This is a genomic window from Dermacoccus sp. NHGro5, from assembly GCF_017565385.1.
In the GTDB taxonomy this organism is placed as follows: Bacteria; Actinomycetota; Actinomycetes; order Actinomycetales; family Dermatophilaceae; genus Dermacoccus; species Dermacoccus nishinomiyaensis.
The window spans coordinates 54,958-70,473 of the sequence record NZ_JAGEKQ010000011.1; the positions used below are offsets into that span (position 1 = coordinate 54,958).

24 protein-coding genes are annotated in these 15,516 nt (G+C 65.6%); 1 reads left to right on the forward strand and 23 read right to left on the reverse strand.

Annotated elements, in window-relative coordinates; all coding sequences use genetic code 11:
- Nucleotide 1: 1 nt before the first annotated feature.
- The 21 genes from rpmD to J4Z35_RS06150 all read right to left on the reverse strand — a co-directional run bounded on the left by rpmD (nt 2) and on the right by J4Z35_RS06150 (nt 10,878).
- Nucleotides 2-184, reverse strand: a complete 183-nt coding sequence (gene rpmD / locus J4Z35_RS06050; protein ID WP_038567114.1) for a 50S ribosomal protein L30 — start codon at nt 182-184, stop codon at nt 2-4.
- Nucleotides 184-831, reverse strand: coding sequence for a 30S ribosomal protein S5 (gene rpsE, locus J4Z35_RS06055; RefSeq protein WP_062258619.1), 648 nt, complete (start codon nt 829-831; stop codon nt 184-186). The genes rpmD and rpsE overlap by 1 nt, the downstream gene beginning before the upstream one ends.
- A gap of 37 nt (nt 832-868) precedes the next feature.
- On the reverse strand, nt 869-1,243 hold the full coding sequence (gene rplR, locus J4Z35_RS06060) for a 50S ribosomal protein L18 (protein WP_006946162.1): 375 nt from the start codon (nt 1,241-1,243) through the stop codon (nt 869-871).
- A gap of 3 nt (nt 1,244-1,246) precedes the next feature.
- Nucleotides 1,247-1,786 (reverse strand): 50S ribosomal protein L6, encoded by a 540-nt coding sequence (gene rplF, locus J4Z35_RS06065; protein ID WP_006946061.1) that lies wholly within the window; start codon nt 1,784-1,786, stop codon nt 1,247-1,249.
- 23 nt (nt 1,787-1,809) lie between these two features.
- On the reverse strand, nt 1,810-2,208 hold the full coding sequence (gene rpsH, locus J4Z35_RS06070) for a 30S ribosomal protein S8 (protein WP_006946236.1): 399 nt from the start codon (nt 2,206-2,208) through the stop codon (nt 1,810-1,812).
- A gap of 91 nt (nt 2,209-2,299) precedes the next feature.
- Nucleotides 2,300-2,485, reverse strand: a complete 186-nt coding sequence (locus J4Z35_RS06075; protein WP_006946078.1) for a type Z 30S ribosomal protein S14 — start codon at nt 2,483-2,485, stop codon at nt 2,300-2,302.
- A gap of 2 nt (nt 2,486-2,487) precedes the next feature.
- A complete protein-coding gene (gene rplE / locus J4Z35_RS06080) occupies nt 2,488-3,051 on the reverse strand; it encodes a 50S ribosomal protein L5 (RefSeq protein ID WP_006946222.1) in 564 nt (187 codons plus the stop codon).
- Nucleotides 3,051-3,410: a 50S ribosomal protein L24 gene (gene rplX / locus J4Z35_RS06085; protein ID WP_038570394.1), complete on the reverse strand. Its 360-nt coding sequence runs from the start codon at nt 3,408-3,410 to the stop codon at nt 3,051-3,053. The genes rplE and rplX overlap by 1 nt, the downstream gene beginning before the upstream one ends.
- Nucleotides 3,411-3,416: 6 nt before the next feature.
- Nucleotides 3,417-3,785, reverse strand: coding sequence for a 50S ribosomal protein L14 (rplN, locus tag J4Z35_RS06090; RefSeq protein WP_006946197.1), 369 nt, complete (start codon nt 3,783-3,785; stop codon nt 3,417-3,419).
- Nucleotides 3,786-3,973: 188 nt separating this feature from the next.
- Complete coding sequence (rpsQ, locus tag J4Z35_RS06095; protein WP_038567110.1) at nt 3,974-4,264, reverse strand: 30S ribosomal protein S17; 291 nt, start codon at nt 4,262-4,264, stop codon at nt 3,974-3,976.
- Nucleotides 4,265-4,266: 2 nt separating this feature from the next.
- Complete coding sequence (gene rpmC, locus J4Z35_RS06100) at nt 4,267-4,503, reverse strand: 50S ribosomal protein L29 (RefSeq protein WP_006946167.1); 237 nt, start codon at nt 4,501-4,503, stop codon at nt 4,267-4,269.
- Complete coding sequence (rplP, locus tag J4Z35_RS06105; protein ID WP_006946267.1) at nt 4,503-4,922, reverse strand: 50S ribosomal protein L16; 420 nt, start codon at nt 4,920-4,922, stop codon at nt 4,503-4,505. The genes rpmC and rplP overlap by 1 nt, the downstream gene beginning before the upstream one ends.
- On the reverse strand, nt 4,922-5,749 hold the full coding sequence (gene rpsC, locus J4Z35_RS06110) for a 30S ribosomal protein S3 (protein ID WP_006946142.1): 828 nt from the start codon (nt 5,747-5,749) through the stop codon (nt 4,922-4,924). Before rpsC ends, rplP begins: the two co-directional genes overlap by 1 nt.
- Nucleotides 5,749-6,117, reverse strand: a complete 369-nt coding sequence (rplV, locus tag J4Z35_RS06115) for a 50S ribosomal protein L22 (RefSeq protein ID WP_006946292.1) — start codon at nt 6,115-6,117, stop codon at nt 5,749-5,751. The genes rpsC and rplV overlap by 1 nt, the downstream gene beginning before the upstream one ends.
- A 46-nt stretch (nt 6,118-6,163) precedes the next feature.
- Entirely contained in the window at nt 6,164-6,445 is a 282-nt protein-coding gene (gene rpsS / locus J4Z35_RS06120) for a 30S ribosomal protein S19 (protein WP_006946113.1), read from the reverse strand.
- Between the two features lie 15 nt (nt 6,446-6,460).
- The gene (rplB, locus tag J4Z35_RS06125) at nt 6,461-7,297 is read right to left on the reverse strand and encodes a 50S ribosomal protein L2 (RefSeq protein WP_006946059.1); all 837 of its coding nucleotides are present in this window, start codon (nt 7,295-7,297) and stop codon (nt 6,461-6,463) included.
- Between the two features lie 51 nt (nt 7,298-7,348).
- Nucleotides 7,349-7,648 carry a 50S ribosomal protein L23 gene (gene rplW, locus J4Z35_RS06130; protein WP_006946188.1) on the reverse strand — a complete coding sequence of 100 codons (300 nt, stop codon included), beginning with the start codon at nt 7,646-7,648 and terminating at the stop codon, nt 7,349-7,351.
- Nucleotides 7,645-8,289, reverse strand: coding sequence for a 50S ribosomal protein L4 (gene rplD / locus J4Z35_RS06135; protein ID WP_006946139.1), 645 nt, complete (start codon nt 8,287-8,289; stop codon nt 7,645-7,647). Before rplD ends, rplW begins: the two co-directional genes overlap by 4 nt.
- A 2-nt stretch (nt 8,290-8,291) precedes the next feature.
- The gene (gene rplC, locus J4Z35_RS06140; protein ID WP_038567101.1) at nt 8,292-8,948 is read right to left on the reverse strand and encodes a 50S ribosomal protein L3; all 657 of its coding nucleotides are present in this window, start codon (nt 8,946-8,948) and stop codon (nt 8,292-8,294) included.
- Between the two features lie 15 nt (nt 8,949-8,963).
- On the reverse strand, nt 8,964-9,272 hold the full coding sequence (rpsJ, locus tag J4Z35_RS06145) for a 30S ribosomal protein S10 (protein ID WP_006946210.1): 309 nt from the start codon (nt 9,270-9,272) through the stop codon (nt 8,964-8,966).
- Nucleotides 9,273-9,609: 337 nt separating this feature from the next.
- Nucleotides 9,610-10,878, reverse strand: a complete 1,269-nt coding sequence (locus J4Z35_RS06150) for a PLP-dependent aminotransferase family protein (RefSeq protein ID WP_208065443.1) — start codon at nt 10,876-10,878, stop codon at nt 9,610-9,612.
- A gap of 208 nt (nt 10,879-11,086) precedes the next feature.
- Between J4Z35_RS06150 and J4Z35_RS06155 the strand changes: the two genes are divergently transcribed.
- Entirely contained in the window at nt 11,087-11,941 is an 855-nt protein-coding gene (locus J4Z35_RS06155) for a hypothetical protein (RefSeq protein ID WP_139023619.1), read from the forward strand.
- 98 nt (nt 11,942-12,039) lie between these two features.
- Here J4Z35_RS06155 and tuf read toward each other — a convergent pair whose 3' ends face one another.
- Together tuf and fusA are read right to left on the reverse strand one after the other, a co-directional pair.
- Entirely contained in the window at nt 12,040-13,236 is a 1,197-nt protein-coding gene (gene tuf / locus J4Z35_RS06160; RefSeq protein WP_006946303.1) for an elongation factor Tu, read from the reverse strand.
- A 117-nt stretch (nt 13,237-13,353) separates the two neighbouring features.
- Nucleotides 13,354-15,468, reverse strand: a complete 2,115-nt coding sequence (gene fusA / locus J4Z35_RS06165) for an elongation factor G (RefSeq protein WP_006946174.1) — start codon at nt 15,466-15,468, stop codon at nt 13,354-13,356.
- Between the last annotated feature and the right edge of the window lie 48 nt (nt 15,469-15,516).

Here is a 15,516-nt window from a genome sequence, read left to right on the forward strand (position 1 = left end):
TTCAGTCAACCTCCTCGACGGTCACGAGGTGCGCGACCGCGCGGACCATGCCCCGAAACTCGGGGCGGTCCTCCTTGACGACCGTGTGGCCGATGCGCTTGAGGCCCAGCGAACGCAGGGTCTCACGGTGCTGCGGCTTGCCACCGATCTCGGAACGGATCTGGGTCACCTTGAGCTGAGCCATCACGCACCTGCCTTCTCGGCCATCGCGTGCTGCATCGCAGCGGGGACGACGTCGTCGATCGGCAGGCCACGGCGAGCGGCCACGGCCTCCGGACGCTCGAGACCCTGGAGGGCCGCGACCGTCGCGTGGACGATGTTGATCGAGTTGTCGGAGCCCAGAGACTTCGACAGCACGTCGTGGATGCCCGCGCACTCGAGGACGGCGCGCACCGGACCACCGGCGATGACACCGGTACCGGGCGATGCCGGCTTCAGCAGGACGACGCCCGCCGCAGCCTCACCCTGAACGGGGTGCGGGATCGTGCCCTGGATGCGGGGGACGCGGAAGAAGTTCTTCTTCGCCTCCTCGACACCCTTGGCGATGGCCGCGGGAACTTCCTTGGCCTTGCCGTAGCCGACACCGACGGTGCCGTCACCGTCACCGACGACGACGAGGGCGGTGAAGCTGAAGCGACGACCACCCTTGACGACCTTGGCGACACGGTTGATGGTGACGACGTTCTCGACGTACTGGTTGCGCTCTTCCTCGCGACCGCGGCCGCGGCCGCCGTCACGACGACCGCCATCGCGGCGGTTGTCACGCTGGTTGTTGTCGCGCTCGCCGCCCGTCTGGGCGGTACCGGCGCCTCGACGCTGGGGTCCAGCCATCAGACATTCCTCTTCTCGGCGTTGTTCTGGTTGGTCATCACAGGCTCAGGCCACCTTCGCGGGCGCCGTCGGCGATCGCGGCGACGCGGCCGGCGTAGCGGTTGCCGCCACGGTCGAACACGACTGCCTCGATGCCCTGGGCCTTCGCACGCTCGGCCACGAGTTCGCCGACCTTGCGGGCCTTGGCGGACTTGTCACCCTCGAACGTGCGCAGGTCGGCTTCCATGGTGGACGCGGACGCGACGGTCTTGCCGACCGTGTCGTCGACGACCTGGACGAAGACGTGACGGCTGGAACGAGAGACGACCAGGCGCGGGCGAACCGCGGTCCCCGTGACCTTCTTGCGCAGGCGCAGGTGACGACGGCCGCGAGCTGCGGACTTGCTCGTCGAACGCTTGACGATCTTTGCCATGGCTTACTTACCAGCCTTTCCGACCTTGCGGCGGATGTGCTCGCCTTCGTAGCGGACACCCTTCGCCTTGTACGGGTCGGGCTTGCGCAGCTTGCGGATATTGGCCGAGACCTCACCGACGAGCTGCTTGTCGATACCGGAGACCGAGAAGCGGGTCGGGTTCTCGACGACGAACGTGATGCCCTCGGGGGCCTTCACGAGGATCGGGTGCGAGTAGCCGAGCGCGAACTCGAGGTCGCTGCCCTTCGCCGTCACGCGGTAACCCGTGCCGTGGATCTCGAGCTTCTTGGTGTAGCCGTCGGTGACACCGACGACCATGTTGTTGATCAGGCTCCGCGTCAGTCCGTGACGGGCGCGCGCGTCGCGCTCGTCGTTGGGTCGCGTCACCTCGACGGATCCGTCCTCGCCCTTGGCGACGGTGATCGGCGCGGGAACCGTCAGGTCAAGGCTGCCCTTGGGGCCCTTAACCGTGACGTCCTGGCCGTCGATGGTCACCTCGACACCGGACGGGACAGGAACCGGGAGACGTCCAATACGTGACATCTGTTTCTCCTCCTAATTCCTGATTACCAGACGTAGGCGAGGACTTCCCCGCCAACACCCTTGGCCGCCGCCTGCTTGTCGGTGAGCAGACCGGAGGACGTGGAAAGAATGGCAATGCCGAGGCCACCGAGAACCTTGGGGAGGTTGGTGGACTTGGCGTAGACGCGAAGGCCGGGCTTCGAGACGCGGCGCACTCCGGCGATGGAGCGCTCACGGTTCGGGCCGTACTTCAGGTTGATCGTGAGCGTCTGGCCGACGCGGGCTTCTTCGACGGTCCAGCCGGCGATGTAACCCTCGCGTTCAAGAATCTCAGCGATGTGGGACTTCAGCTTCGAGAACGGCATGGACGTCGAGTCGTGGTGCGCCGAGTTGGCGTTCCGGACTCGCGTCAACATGTCCGCGATCGGGTCGGTCATGGTCATTGGGCTTCTCCGCCCTTCCTCACCGGGGTTTCAACCCGCGTGTGTTGGGTCGACCTACGGTGTAGAACGAACTAATGAAAGTGGTGGGTTCTTACCAGCTGGACTTGGTCACGCCCGGCAGTTCGCCGGCGTGTGCCATCTCGCGCAAGCAGATGCGGCACAGGCCGAACTTGCGGTAGACCGAGTGCGGGCGGCCGCAGCGCTGGCAGCGCGTGTAGCCACGAACCTTGAACTTCGGCTTGGCGTTCGCCTTGTTGATCAGTGCGGTCTTCGCCATCGTCACTTCTCCTTGAACGGGAATCCGAGGGCGCGCAGCAGGGCGCGGCCTTCGTCGTCGTTCGCGGCGGTTGTCACGACGGTGATGTCCATGCCGCGGACGCGGTCGATCTTGTCCTGGTCGATCTCGTGGAACATCGACTGCTCGTTCAGACCGAACGTGTAGTTGCCGTTGCCGTCGAACTGCTTCGGCGACAGGCCGCGGAAGTCGCGGATACGCGGCAGCGCAACCGAAACGAGGCGGTCGAGGAACTCCCACATGCGGTCGCCGCGCAGCGTGACGTGCGCGCCGATCGGCATGCCCTCACGCAGCTTGAACTGGGCGATCGACTTGCGTGCCTTGGTGACAGCCGGCTTCTGGCCGGTGATGGCCTCGAGGTCGCGGATGGCGCCCTCGATCAGCTTGCTGTCCTTCGCGGCGTCGCCGACACCCATGTTGACGACGACCTTGACGACACCCGGAACCTGCATCGCGTTGGCGAAGTTGAACTCGCCCTGCAGCTGGCCCTTGATCTCGTCCTGGTAGCGCGTCTTCAGACGCGGGGTGGTCTTCGTGGTCTCAGACATCACAGGTCCTTACCGGAACGCACGGACACGCGGGTACGCACGGTCTTGGTCTTGCCGTCGCGCTCGACCTGCTCGACGCGGGTGCGCACACGGGTGGGCTTGTTCGTCTCCGGGTCGACGAGGGCCACGTTCGAGACGTGGATCGGCGCCTCGACGACCGTGAGGCCGCCAGTGCCGGCACCGGGCTGACCGGCCTTGACGTGCTTCGTGACGCGGTTGATGCCCTCGACGAGGACGCGCTGCGTCTCCGGGAACACGGCGATGACCTTGCCCTGCTTGCCCTTGTCGCCGCCATTCTTCTCGGAACGGCCGCTGATGACCTGGACGAGGTCGTTCTTCTTGATCTTCATCTTGGCCACCATGGTTCAGAGCACCTCCGGGGCAAGCGAAATGATCTTCATGAACTTCTTGTCGCGCAGTTCACGGCCGACGGGGCCGAAGATGCGCGTACCACGCGGGTCGCCGTCACCCTTGAGGATGACTGCCGCGTTCTCGTCGAAGCGGATGTAGGAGCCGTCTGCACGACGGCGCTCCTTCTTGGTGCGAACGATGACGGCCTTGACGACGTCACCCTTCTTGACATTGCCACCGGGGATGGCGTCCTTGACGGTGGCCACGATGGTGTCACCGATGCCGGCGTACCGGCGGCCAGAACCGCCGAGCACGCGGATGCACAGGATCTCCTTGGCACCGGTGTTGTCGGCGACACGAAGTCGCGACTCCTGCTGAATCACAGTTTCTACTCCTGTCGTCTCACTGGTTCTCGCCCGATCTGAGCGAGCCTTGCGGAACGTTTAATGGTCTCACACCGATCGGCGCACGCGAAAACCGGGAGAGTCCCCCGCGCCGGTGGGGCGACGACGAGATCGCCGCCCCACCGATGACGGGCGTGGACTTCCCGGCTACGCGCGTGCCTCGCGGCTTACTTGGCGCGCTCGAGGATCTCGACGACGCGCCAACGCTTCGTTGCCGAGAGCGGGCGGGTCTCCATGATGAGAACGCGGTCGCCGATGCCGGCGCTGTTGTTCTCGTCGTGGGCCTTCACCTTGCTGCTGCGGCGCATGACCTTGCCGTACAGGGCGTGCTTGACGCGGTCCTCGACCTCGACGACGACGGTCTTGTCCATCTTGTCGCTGACGACGTAACCCTGACGCGTCTTGCGGTAGTTGCGCTCTGCCTGCTCGGTCACAGCGGTCTCCTGCTTGTCAGTCATGGTCAGCCAACCTTCTCATCACGGCCGATGTTGAGCTCGCGCTCACGCATCTCCGTGTAGATGCGCGCGATGTCCGTGCGAACGGAACGCAGACGGGCCGAGCTCTCGAGCTGGCCGGTGGCCGACTGGAAGCGCAGGTTGAAGAGTTCCTTCTTCGCCTCTGCGAGCTTCTGCGTCAGCACCTCGTCCGTCATCTCGCGCAGTGCCTTCGGCTGCAGGTCTTCCGAACCCTTGGCCATCAGATGTCACCACCTTCACGCGCGACGAAGCGGCACTTCATCGGCAGCTTGTGCATCGCGAGACGCATGGCCTCGCGCGCAACCTCTTCGGACACACCGTTGACCTCGAACATGACGCGGCCCGGCTTGACGTTGGCGACCCACCACTCCGGCGAACCCTTACCGGAACCCATGCGGGTCTCGGCGGGCTTCTTCGTCAGCGGACGGTCCGGGTAGATGTTGATCCACACCTTTCCGCCACGCTTCATGTAGCGGGTCATCGCGATACGAGCGGACTCGATCTGACGGTTCGTGACGTAAGCCGGCTCGAGAGCCTGGATGCCGTAGTCACCGAACGTGACCTGCGTGCCGCCCTTGGCGGTGCCGCTGCGCTTCGGGTGGTGCTGCTTGCGGTGCTTCACTCGACGGGGAATGAGCATCAGGCTTCGCCTCCCTCAGTCTTGGCGGGCTCGGTGACCTCGGTCGTCGTCTCGCTGGTGACAGCGGTCTGCTCGGCGCGCTGGCCACGACCGCGCCCGCGCTCACCACGGTCGCCGCGCGGGCCGTCGTTGCGGCGGCCACGGGCCGGACGCTGCGGGGCGGCGGCCTGCTCACGAGCGAGCTCCTTGGCCGTCAGGTCGCCCTTGTAGATCCAGACCTTGACACCGATGCGGCCGAACGTCGTACGCGCCTCGTAGAAGCCGTAGTCGATGTTGGCGCGCAGCGTGTGCAGCGGCACACGACCTTCGCGGTAGAACTCCGAGCGCGACATCTCGGCGCCGCCGAGACGACCGGAGCACTGGACACGGATGCCCTTGGCGCCGGCGCGCTGCGCGGACATGATGCCCTTGCGCATCGCACGACGGAAGGACACGCGCGCCGAGAGCTGCTCGGCGATGCCCTGCGCGACGAGCTGAGCGTCGGCCTCGGGGTTCTTGACCTCGAGGATGTTCAGCTGAACCTGCTTGCCCGTGAGCTTCTCCAGGCGCGAGCGGAGGCGGTCGGCCTCGGCGCCGCGGCGGCCGATGACGATGCCCGGACGCGCCGTGTGGATGTCGACGCGAACACGGTCACGCGTGCGCTCGATGTCGACGCGTGCGATACCGGCGCGCTCCATGCCCTCGGACAGGAGCTTGCGGATCGCGACGTCTTCCTTGACGTAGTCGCTGTAGCGCTGGCCCGGCTTCGTCGAGTCGGCGAACCAGCGGCTCTTGTGCTCGGTCGTGATGCCGAGGCGGAAACCGTTCGGGTTGATCTTCTGACCCATCAGCGGTTACCTCCCTTCGAGTCGCGCTCGCCCACAACGATGGTGATGTGGCTCGTGCGCTTGAGGATGCGGCTCGCGCGGCCCTGGGCACGCGGGCGGAATCGCTTCATGGTCGGACCTTCGTCGACGAACGCGGTCGTGACGACCAGTGCGTTCTCGTCGAAGGGTGCGGAGTTCTTGTCCGCCGTGAAACGCGCGTTCGCAATGGCGCTGTTGAGCGTCTTGAGAACGGGCTCGCTGGCAGTCTGCGGAGCAAACTGCAGCAGAGCGATCGCGTCAGCGGCCTGCTTGCCACGGATCATGTCCACGACGCGGCGGGCCTTCATCGGCGTCACGCGGACGTGCCGCGCCTGCGCCTTGGCTTCCATCGCTGTCCCTTTACTTTCGTTCGTCATGTTGGGTTACCCCGCCGCGTCAGCGACGGCGACCCTTCTTGTCGTCCTTCTCGTGACCCTTGAAGGTACGAGTGGGAGCGAACTCACCCAACTTGTGGCCGACCATGCTCTCGGTCACGAAGACCGGAACGTGCTTGCGACCGTCGTGGACGGCCAGGGTGTGGCCGAGCATGTCCGGGGTGATCATCGAGCGGCGCGACCACGTCTTGATGACGCTCTGCGTGCCGGCTTCGTTCTGGGCATCGACCTTCTTCGCGAGGTGCTCGTCGACGAAGGGGCCCTTCTTGAGGCTACGAGGCATTTCGAAAGGCTCCTATCAGCGCTTCTTGCCAGTACGACGGCGACGCACGATGAGCTTGTCGCTGTCCTTGTTCGGGCGGCGGGTGCGGCCTTCCTTCTGGCCCCACGGGCTCACCGGGTTACGACCACCGGAGGTCTTGCCCTCACCACCACCGTGCGGGTGGTCCACCGGGTTCATCGCGACACCACGGACGGTCGGGCGCTTGCCCTTCCAGCGCATGCGGCCGGCCTTGCCCCAGTTGATGTTGCTCTGCTCGGCGTTGCCCACCTCACCGATCGTCGCGCGGCAGCGGACGTCGACGTTGCGGATCTCACCGGAGGGCATGCGCAGCTGGGCGTAGGGGCCGTCCTTCGCGACGAGCTGGACGCGAACACCCGCGGAACGGGCGATCTTCGCGCCGCCACCGGGGCGCAGCTCGACACAGTGGATGACGGTACCGACGGGGATGTTACGCATCGGCAGGTTGTTGCCGGGCTTGATGTCGGCCTCGGGACCGTTCTCGATGCGGTCGCCCTGCTTCAGCTTGTTCGGCGCGATGATGTAGCGCTTCTCGCCGTCGGCGTAGTGCAGCAGCGCGATGCGGGCGGTGCGGTTGGGGTCGTACTCGATGTGAGCGACCTTGGCCGGGATGCCGTCCTTGTCCGCGCGGCGGAAGTCGATCACACGGTAGGCGCGCTTGTGGCCACCACCGATGTGACGGGTCGTGATACGGCCGGAGGCGTTGCGGCCACCGGTCTTGGTCAGGGGGCGCACCAGCGACTTCTCGGGCGTGGAGCGAGTGATCTCGACGAAGTCGGCCACACTCGAGCCACGACGACCGGGGGTCGTGGGCTTGTACTTGCGAATAGCCATGGGTCTAAGTCGTCCTCAGTCTTGGATTGATTCGGCGATCGTCATCGAGGGTCAGGAGGCCTGACCGAAGATGTCGATGTTGCCTTCCGTGAGCGAGACGATGGCGCGCTTGGTGTCCTTGCGCTTGCCCATGCCGAAACGCGTACGGCGCGTCTTGCCCTTGCGGTTCAGCGTGTGCACCGATGCGACCTTGACGTCGAAGATCTGCTCGATGGCGATCTTGATCTCCGTCTTGTTCGCACGCGGGTCCACGATGAACGTGTACTTGCCCTCGTCGAGGAGTGCGTAGGACTTCTCCGAGACGACGGGCTGGATGATGACGTCGCGGGGGTCCTTGTTCAGGGTGCTCACTTGGTGTCCTCCGACTTCTGGCCGCCGGCGACGAATGCGTCGAACGCAGCCTTCGTGAACGCGATGTCGTCGGCGCACAGCACGTCGTACGTGTTGAGCTGGTCGCTCCAGAGCACGTGGACGTTCGGCAGGTTGCGAACGCTGAGCTCGGAGACCGAGTCCATGCGGTCGATGACGACGAGGAGGTTCTTGCGGTCCGAGAGCGTGCCCAGGAACTTCGCGGCAGCCTTCGTCGACGGCGCCTCACCGGCGACGACGGACTCGAGAACGTGGATGCGCTCGAAACGGGCGCGGTCCGAGAGGGCTCCGCGCAGGGCGGCGGCCTTCATCTTCTTGGGCGTGCGCTGGCTGTAGTCGCGCGGCTGCGGGCCGTGGACGGTGCCACCGCCGGCGAACTGCGGCGCGCGGGTCGAACCCTGACGGGCGCGACCGGTGCCCTTCTGGCGGTACGGCTTGCGCCCACCACCACGGACCTCGCCGCGGGTCTTGGTCTTGTGCGTGCCCTGACGAGCTGCGGCCAGCTGCGCCACCACGACCTGGTGGATCAGCGGGACGTTGGTGGCGACATCGAAGATGTCGGCCGGCAGTTCGACAGAACCGGACGTCTTGCCCTCGGGGCTCAGGATGTCAACGGTAGTCATGCTCAGGCTCCCTTGATGGCCGTGCGCACGAGAACGACAGCGCCCGCGGGGCCGGGAACGGCACCCTTGATGAGCAGCAGGCCCTTCTCAGCGTCCACGGCGTGGATCTGGAGGTTCTGGGTCGTCTGGCGAACGCCACCCATGCGACCGGCCATGCGCATGCCCTTGAAGACTCGACCCGGGGTGGCGCAGCCACCGATCGAACCCGGCTTGCGGTGGTTGCGGTGCGCACCGTGCGAGGCCGAGACACCGGCGAAGCCGTGACGCTTCATGACACCGGCGAAACCCTTGCCCTTGGTGCGGCCGACGACGTCGACCTTCTGGCCGGCCTCGAAAGCCTCTGCCGTCAGCTCCTGGCCGAGCGAGTACTCGCCGGCGTCGGAGGTGCGCAGTTCGGCCAGGTGGCGGCGCGGCGTGACGCCGGCCTTCTCGAAGTGGCCGGTCAGCGGCTTCGTGACCTTGCGCGGGTCGATCTGGCCGTAGCCGATCTGAACCGCGTTGTAGCCGTCGACGCCTTCGCTGCGCAGCTGCGTGACGACGCACGGGCCGACGGCGACGACGGTGACGGGGATGAGGCGGTTGTCGGCGTCCCAGACCTGGGTCATGCCGAGCTTCTCGCCGAGGAGGCCCTTCACGGGGCGCTCAGTGGTTGCAGTCATGAGTCAAACCCTCGCTTACAGCTTGATCTCGATGTTGACGTCGGCCGGGAGGTCGAGTCGCATGAGCGAGTCCACCGCCTTCGGCGTCGGGTCAACGATGTCGATGAGGCGCTTGTGCGTACGCATCTCGAAGTGCTCGCGGCTGTCCTTGTACTTGTGCGGCGACCGGATGACGCAGAAGACGTTCTTCTCCGTCGGCAGCGGCACCGGTCCAACGACCGTTGCGCCTGCACGGGTCACCGTGTCGACAATCTTGCGCGCCGAGCTGTCGATGACCTCGTGGTCATACGACTTCAGTCGGATGCGGATCTTCTGTCCCGCCATTCGCGTGAGTCTCTCTTCTCGCCGATCATGTTCGTGTCCGGCTCCCCCACCCACGCGCTCGGGCGTGTCGCGCGCCCTCCGGGCGCGATCTTCCGGCAGGAAGATCTGGAGGCTTTTCAGCCGGTGCTTGCGCTTCCCTGGACGCACGCCGTTCCATGAGAACGTGTGCACTTCGTGAGGGAAGTGCGAACAAGTGCGTTTCAGAGGCGGCAGTGCAGGTACGGACCTTCACCACGCGTCAAGCAACTTGTCCATAGTGCCAGATCGCCCCCGCCGCCTCCAAATCGGGGCGTCGGGGGCGCTGATGGCGAGGGCATAGTGCGGCGGTCGCGGCGTCTCAATCCCGCGCGTGCTCGAGCGCCGCGATGAGGACGCACAGGGCCACGCCCGCCATGGCCTCCTCGACCTCAGCCAGGGGCGGCAGGCTGGGCGCGAGCCGGATGTTCTCGTCCAACGGGTCCTTGCCGTACGGGAACGAGGCGCCTGCCGGTGTCAGGGCGATGCCCGCCTCCTTGGCGAGTTCGACGACGCGGCTCGCGGTGCCGGGCACGACGTCGAGGTTGACGAAGTAGCCGCCCTCCGGCTTGTTCCAGCGTGCGACCCCGTACTCACCCAGCCGCTCGCTGAGGGCTGCGTCGACGGCAGCGAACTTGGGCGCCATGATGGCGGCGTGCTTGCGCATGTGCTCGCGCACCCCCTCTGCGTCGCCGAAGAACTGCGCGTGGGCCAACTGGTTCACCTTGTCCGGGCCGATGGAGCCGTGCCCGAGGTTCGCCAAGTACCAGCCGACCGTCTCGCGCGAGCCGGCCAGGAACGCGACGCCGGCACCGGCGAAGGTGATCTTCGACGTGGAGGCGAACATGATCGGGCGATCGGGATGGCCCGACGCCTGGGCCAGGCTCACGATGTCGGCCGACTTCGCCTCGTTCATGCTGAGATGGTGCACGGCGTACGCGTTGTCCCAAAAAATGCGGAAATCAGGCGCGGCGGCCGGCATCGCCGCCAGCTTCGCCGCGACCTCCTGCGAGCAGATCGCGCCGGTGGGGTTGGCGTATGTCGGCACGATCCACATGCCCTTGATGCTCGGGTCGTGCGCGACGAGGTGGGCGCACTCGTCCGCGTCGGGCCCGTCCTCACGCATCGGCACGTTGATCATCTCGATGCCGAGGCTCTCGAGCAGCCCGAAGTGGCGGTCGTACCCGGGCACGGGTGCGAGGAACTTGACGCTTCCCTCCTGTGACCACGGGCGCGGCGAGCCGAGGCCGCCTCGCAGCAGGTGATAGACGAGAACGTCGTGCATCATCGTCAGGCTCGAGTTGTTGCCCGCAACGATCTGATCGACGTCGACCCCGAGCAGGTCGGCGAAGATGCTTCGGATCTCCACGAGACCGGGCAACCCCCCGTAGTTGCGGACGTCGACCCCTGACGCATCCTTCGTCCCCTCGGGCAACGACAGTAGCGCGTTCGACAGGTCGAGCTGCGCTGACGACGGCTTGCCGCGCGTGAGATCGAGACTCAGCCCGCGCGCACGTAACTGTTCGTAGTCGGCCTGGACGCGCTTCAACAGCTCATCACGCTCGGCGCGGGTGAGGTCGGCGAGTGACACGATGTCTCCTAGGTGCTGCGGTCGGTCTTGTCACCATCCTTTCACGGCGGGCGCGTCCCCCACGGGGCCGGCGCGCTCTGGTGGTCCACATCGCGGGCTTCGTCGAACGGCCCGCTCATGAGGGCCACGGAACCGCTCGGTCGCCGGTGCCGTCACAGCCATGAACGCGTTCGAGACCACGAACGGACCCGAGGCAGAGGAGAGCACGATGAAGACCCCCCGCATGGCAGCAGCGGCCCTGACGTTCGCCGCCGCGCTGTCCCTCACGGCATGTCAGGACGAGCAGGCCGCGACCACCAAGGGCTCGGCCTCGTCCCCGACGTCGTCTGCGTCCACGGCAACGGAGTCCTCCCCCACATCGTCGTCGTCGAGTGCCGCCGAGACTTCACCCTCTTCGGCACCGCCGTCCGCCTCCGCCGGCAGTGACGCTGCGGCCGCCGGCCCCACCGGCGCCCGTCCCGAGGCACCCGAGAAGGTGACGCCGCCCGCGGGCTCCGTGATGACGAACGCGAGCGTCGTCATGGCGGGCGGATACAAATCCGAACCGAGTTCCCAGTACGCGAAGCTGTACAGCGTCTGGAAGATCGATGGTACCGGCCCCGGCGTCGCCACGATCCAGTACGAGATGCTGGACGGCGACAACAAGGTGCTCGCGACGGCTGAGAGCTCCATCAACGTGGGCAAGGGCCGCCAGATGACCAAGGTCGACAACGGCCTGAGCAAGGCGCCCGCCGGCAGCGTCAAGGTGCGCATGCGCATCACCAAGGTGGAGCCCAACCCGCACGCAGACGACATCGCGGTTTCCGATGTCAAGGTCATTCCGGACGGGTACGAAGGTTTTCGACCCCGCATCACCGGCAAATATGCGGCCGGCCCCGAGTCGCAGGTCTATGGCTTCAACGCGGTGTGCTACGAGCGCGCGAGCGGACGTGTCGTCGTCGGCAACGGCATGGCCGACGACGGTGGCGCGAAGAGCGGTACCTTCACCCTCGATCTCGGCGCCGCCCCAAGCCACTGGCACCCCACGCAGTGCTTCGTCGGCCAGAGCGGCAGTGGTGCTTGACACCCGTCGCAGCGCACCATCGGGAACGCAGGAGGGCCCGAGCACCTCACGGTGCCCGGGCCCTTCTTCGATGATGTCACTCCCTCACGGGAGCGAGATCACTTGATGATCTTGGTGACGCGACCGGCGCCGACCGTACGACCACCCTCACGGATGGCGAACTTGAGGCCTTCCTCCATGGCGATGGGCTGGATGAGCTCCACCGTCATGTCGGTGTTGTCGCCGGGCATGACCATCTCGGTGCCCTCGGGCAGGTGCACGACACCCGTGACGTCCGTCGTACGGAAGTAGAACTGCGGACGGTAGTTGTCGTAGAACGGCGTGTGACGGCCACCTTCGTCCTTCGACAGGATGTAGACCTGAGCCTCGAAGTCCGTGTGCGGGGTGATCGAACCCGGCTTCACGACGACCTGGCCACGCTCGACGTCCTCGCGCTTGATGCCGCGAAGGAGCAGACCGACGTTCTCACCCGCGCGACCCTCGTCGAGCAGCTTGCGGAACATCTCGATGCCCGTGACGGTCGTCTTGGCAGCCGGACCCTCGTGGATACCGACGATCTCGACGTCCTCGTTGACGTTCAGGACACCGCGCTCGATGCGACCGGTGACGACGGTGCCACGACCGGTGATCGTGAAGACGTCCTCGACGGGCATGAGGAAAGGCTTGTCGATGTCGCGCTCCGGCTCCGGGATCGACTCGTCGACAGCGTTCATGAGGTTCATGAGCTTGTCGCCCCACTCGGCGTCGCCCTCGAGCGCCTTGAGCGCCGAGACCTGGACGACGGGCAGGTCGTCACCCGGGAAGTCGTAGGAGGACAGCAGTTCGCGGACCTCCATCTCGACGAGCTCCATGATCTCTTCGTCGTCGACCATGTCAGCCTTGTTCAGCGCGACGACGATGTAGGGAACGCCGACCTGGCGAGCCAGGAGGACGTGCTCCTTCGTCTGCGGCATCGGACCGTCGGTCGCGGCGACGACGAGGATGGCGCCGTCCATCTGCGCCGCACCCGTGATCATGTTCTTCACGTAGTCAGCGTGACCGGGGCAGTCGACGTGAGCGTAGTGACGCTGCTCCGTCTGGTACTCGATGTGCGCGATCGAGATGGTGATGCCGCGCTGCTTCTCCTCGGGCGCCTTGTCGATCTCGTCGAACGGCGTGAAGGGGTTGAGCTCGGGGTACTTGTCGTGCAGAACCTTGGAGATTGCTGCCGTCAGCGTCGTCTTGCCGTGGTCGATGTGACCAATGGTGCCGATGTTGACGTGCGGCTTGTTCCGCTCGAACTTTGCCTTCGCCACTTGGGTCCTCCTCAGGACTTGTGTTGGTCAAACGCTGTGTCGCCTTCGGGTGAAGGCGCCGGGACGCGTCTGTTGGTTACAGGTGGTGTACGGGTCAATCGACGGGGATGAACCCGTTCACTCGCCCCGGATCTTCTTGATGATCTCGTCCGCGACGCTCCGGGGAACCTCGCTGTACGAGTCGAACTGCATCGTGTAGTTGGCACGACCCTGCGTCTTGGAACGGAGGTCGCCAACGTACCCGAACATCTCCGACAACGGAACCAGGCCGCGAACGACCTTGGCGCCACTGACGTCCTCCATGGCCTGGATCTGGCCACGGCGGGAGTTGATGTCACCGATCACGTCACCCATGTACTCCTCGGGCGTACGGACCTCGACAGCCATCATCGGCTCGAGGAGCACGGGGTCGGCCTTGCGGACGGCCTCCTTGAGCGCCATGGAACCGGCAATCTTGAACGCCATCTCCGAGGAGTCGACGTCGTGGTAGGCACCGTCGACGAGGATCGCCTTGATGCCGACCAGCGGGTAGCCCGCGAGGACACCCTGCTGCATCGCATCCTGGATGCCGTTGTCGACCGACGGGATGTACTCGCGCGGCACGCGACCACCGACGACGGCGTTCTCGAACTCGTAGAGCTCGCCCTCGGCCGTGTCCAGGGGCTCGAAGGTGATCTGGACCTTCGCGAACTGGCCCGAACCACCGGTCTGCTTCTTGTGCGTGTAGTCGTACTTCGGGACGGCCTTGCGGATCGTCTCGCGGTAGGCGACCTGCGGCGCACCGACGTTTGCCTCGACCTTGAACTCGCGCTTCATGCGGTCGACCAGGATGTCGAGGTGGAGCTCGCCCATGCCTCGGATGATGGTCTGACCGGTCTCCTCGTCGAGCTCGACCTGGAAGGTCGGGTCTTCCTGAGCCAGCTTCTGGATGGCCGTGGAGAGCTTCTCCTGGTCACCCTTCGTCTTGGGCTCGATGGCCACGGAGATGACGGGCTCCGGGAACGTCATCGACTCGAGAACGATCTGCTCGTTCACGTCGGACAGCGTGTCACCGGTGGTGGTCTCCTTGAGACCGATCGCCGCGTAGATGTGACCGGCCTGTGCTTCCTCGACCGGGTTCTCCTTGTTGGCGTGCATCTGGAAGAGCTTGCCGACGCGCTCCTTCTTGCCCTTCGTCGAGTTGACGACGGCCGAGCCGGCGGAGATCTTGCCCGAGTAGACGCGGATGAAGGTCAGCGAACCGAAGAACGGGTGCGCGGCGACCTTGAACGCCAGAGCCGAGAACGGCTCGTCGAGAGCCGGCTTGCGCGTGATCTCGGTCTCCTCGTCGCCCGGCTTGTGGCCGATCATCGGGGGGACGTCGAGCGGGCTCGGCAGGTAGTCGACGACGGCGTCGAGCATCGGCTGGACACCGCGGTTCTTGAAGGCCGAACCACACATGACCGGGTACAGCTCGGAGTTGACCGTGAGCTTGCGGATGCCGGCCTTGAGCTCAGCCGTCGTGAGCTCCTCGCCACCGAGGTACTTCTCCATGAGGTCGTCGTCCGACTCGGCGACGCGCTCGACGAGCGCGTTACGATACTCATCGGCCTTGGCCTGCAGGTCGGCCGGGATCTCCTGGATCTCGTACTTGGCGCCCATGGTGACGTCACCCTTGGCGTCGCCGGGCCACACGAGCGCCCGCATCTCGACGAGGTCGACGACACCGATGAAGTCGTTCTCCGCACCGATGGGGAGCTGGAGGACGAGGGGCTCGGCGCCCAGACGGTCCTTGATGGTCTGCACGGTGAAGTAGAAGTCCGCGCCCATCTTGTCCATCTTGTTGACGAAGCACATGCGCGGAACGTCGTACTTGTCCGCCTGACGCCAGACCGTCTCGGACTGGGGCTCGACGCCCTCCTTGCCGTCGAAGACGGCGACGGCGCCGTCGAGCACGCGCAGGGAACGCTCGACCTCGACGGTGAAGTCGACGTGGCCCGGCGTGTCGATGATGTTGATCTGGGTGCCGTTCCAGAACGACGTCACAGCAGCAGACGTGATCGTGATGCCACGCTCCTTCTCCTGCTCCATCCAGTCGGTCGTCGACGCACCGTCGTGCGTCTCACCGATCTTGTGGTTGACGCCGGTGTAGAACAGGATCCGCTCGGTCACCGTCGTCTTGCCGGCGTCGATGTGCGCCATGATGCCGATGTTGCGGACCTTCTTGAGGTCAGTCAGCACGTCCTGTGCCACGGTGTCTCTTCTCGTTCGAAGTTCAGTGTGAGTAGCTGGAGCGAGCCG

Excerpts from the sequence above, each read along its gene's own strand:
- rplF (WP_006946061.1), bottom strand. The coding sequence starts at position 1,786 with ATGTCACGTATTGGACGTCTCCCGGTTCCTGTCCCGTCCGGTGTCGAG.
- rpsS (WP_006946113.1), bottom strand. The coding sequence starts at position 6,445 with ATGCCTCGTAGCCTCAAGAAGGGCCCCTTCGTCGACGAGCACCTCGCG.
- rplB (WP_006946059.1), bottom strand. The coding sequence starts at position 7,297 with ATGGCTATTCGCAAGTACAAGCCCACGACCCCCGGTCGTCGTGGCTCG.
- rpsQ (WP_038567110.1), bottom strand. The coding sequence starts at position 4,264 with ATGACTGACAAGCAGGAGACCGCTGTGACCGAGCAGGCAGAGCGCAAC.
- rplC (WP_038567101.1), bottom strand. The coding sequence starts at position 8,948 with ATGACTGCAACCACTGAGCGCCCCGTGAAGGGCCTCCTCGGCGAGAAG.
- rpsH (WP_006946236.1), bottom strand. The coding sequence starts at position 2,208 with ATGACCATGACCGACCCGATCGCGGACATGTTGACGCGAGTCCGGAAC.
- rplE (WP_006946222.1), bottom strand. The coding sequence starts at position 3,051 with ATGTCTGAGACCACGAAGACCACCCCGCGTCTGAAGACGCGCTACCAG.
- J4Z35_RS06075 (WP_006946078.1), bottom strand. The coding sequence starts at position 2,485 with ATGGCGAAGACCGCACTGATCAACAAGGCGAACGCCAAGCCGAAGTTC.
- rpmC (WP_006946167.1), bottom strand. The coding sequence starts at position 4,503 with ATGGCCAAGGGTTCGGAAGACCTGCAGCCGAAGGCACTGCGCGAGATG.
- rpsE (WP_062258619.1), bottom strand. The coding sequence starts at position 831 with ATGGCTGGACCCCAGCGTCGAGGCGCCGGTACCGCCCAGACGGGCGGC.
- rplD (WP_006946139.1), bottom strand. The coding sequence starts at position 8,289 with ATGACTACCGTTGACATCCTGAGCCCCGAGGGCAAGACGTCCGGTTCT.
- rpmD (WP_038567114.1), bottom strand. The coding sequence starts at position 184 with ATGGCTCAGCTCAAGGTGACCCAGATCCGTTCCGAGATCGGTGGCAAG.
- rplR (WP_006946162.1), bottom strand. The coding sequence starts at position 1,243 with ATGGCAAAGATCGTCAAGCGTTCGACGAGCAAGTCCGCAGCTCGCGGC.
- rplP (WP_006946267.1), bottom strand. The coding sequence starts at position 4,922 with ATGCTCATTCCCCGTCGAGTGAAGCACCGCAAGCAGCACCACCCGAAG.
- rpsC (WP_006946142.1), bottom strand. The coding sequence starts at position 5,749 with ATGGGTCAGAAGATCAACCCGAACGGTTTCCGCCTCGGCATCACGACC.
- J4Z35_RS06155 (WP_139023619.1), top strand. The coding sequence starts at position 11,087 with ATGAAGACCCCCCGCATGGCAGCAGCGGCCCTGACGTTCGCCGCCGCG.
- rplV (WP_006946292.1), bottom strand. The coding sequence starts at position 6,117 with ATGGAAGCCAAGGCGCAGGCGCGGCACGTCCGCGTGACGCCGATGAAG.
- rpsJ (WP_006946210.1), bottom strand. The coding sequence starts at position 9,272 with ATGGCGGGACAGAAGATCCGCATCCGACTGAAGTCGTATGACCACGAG.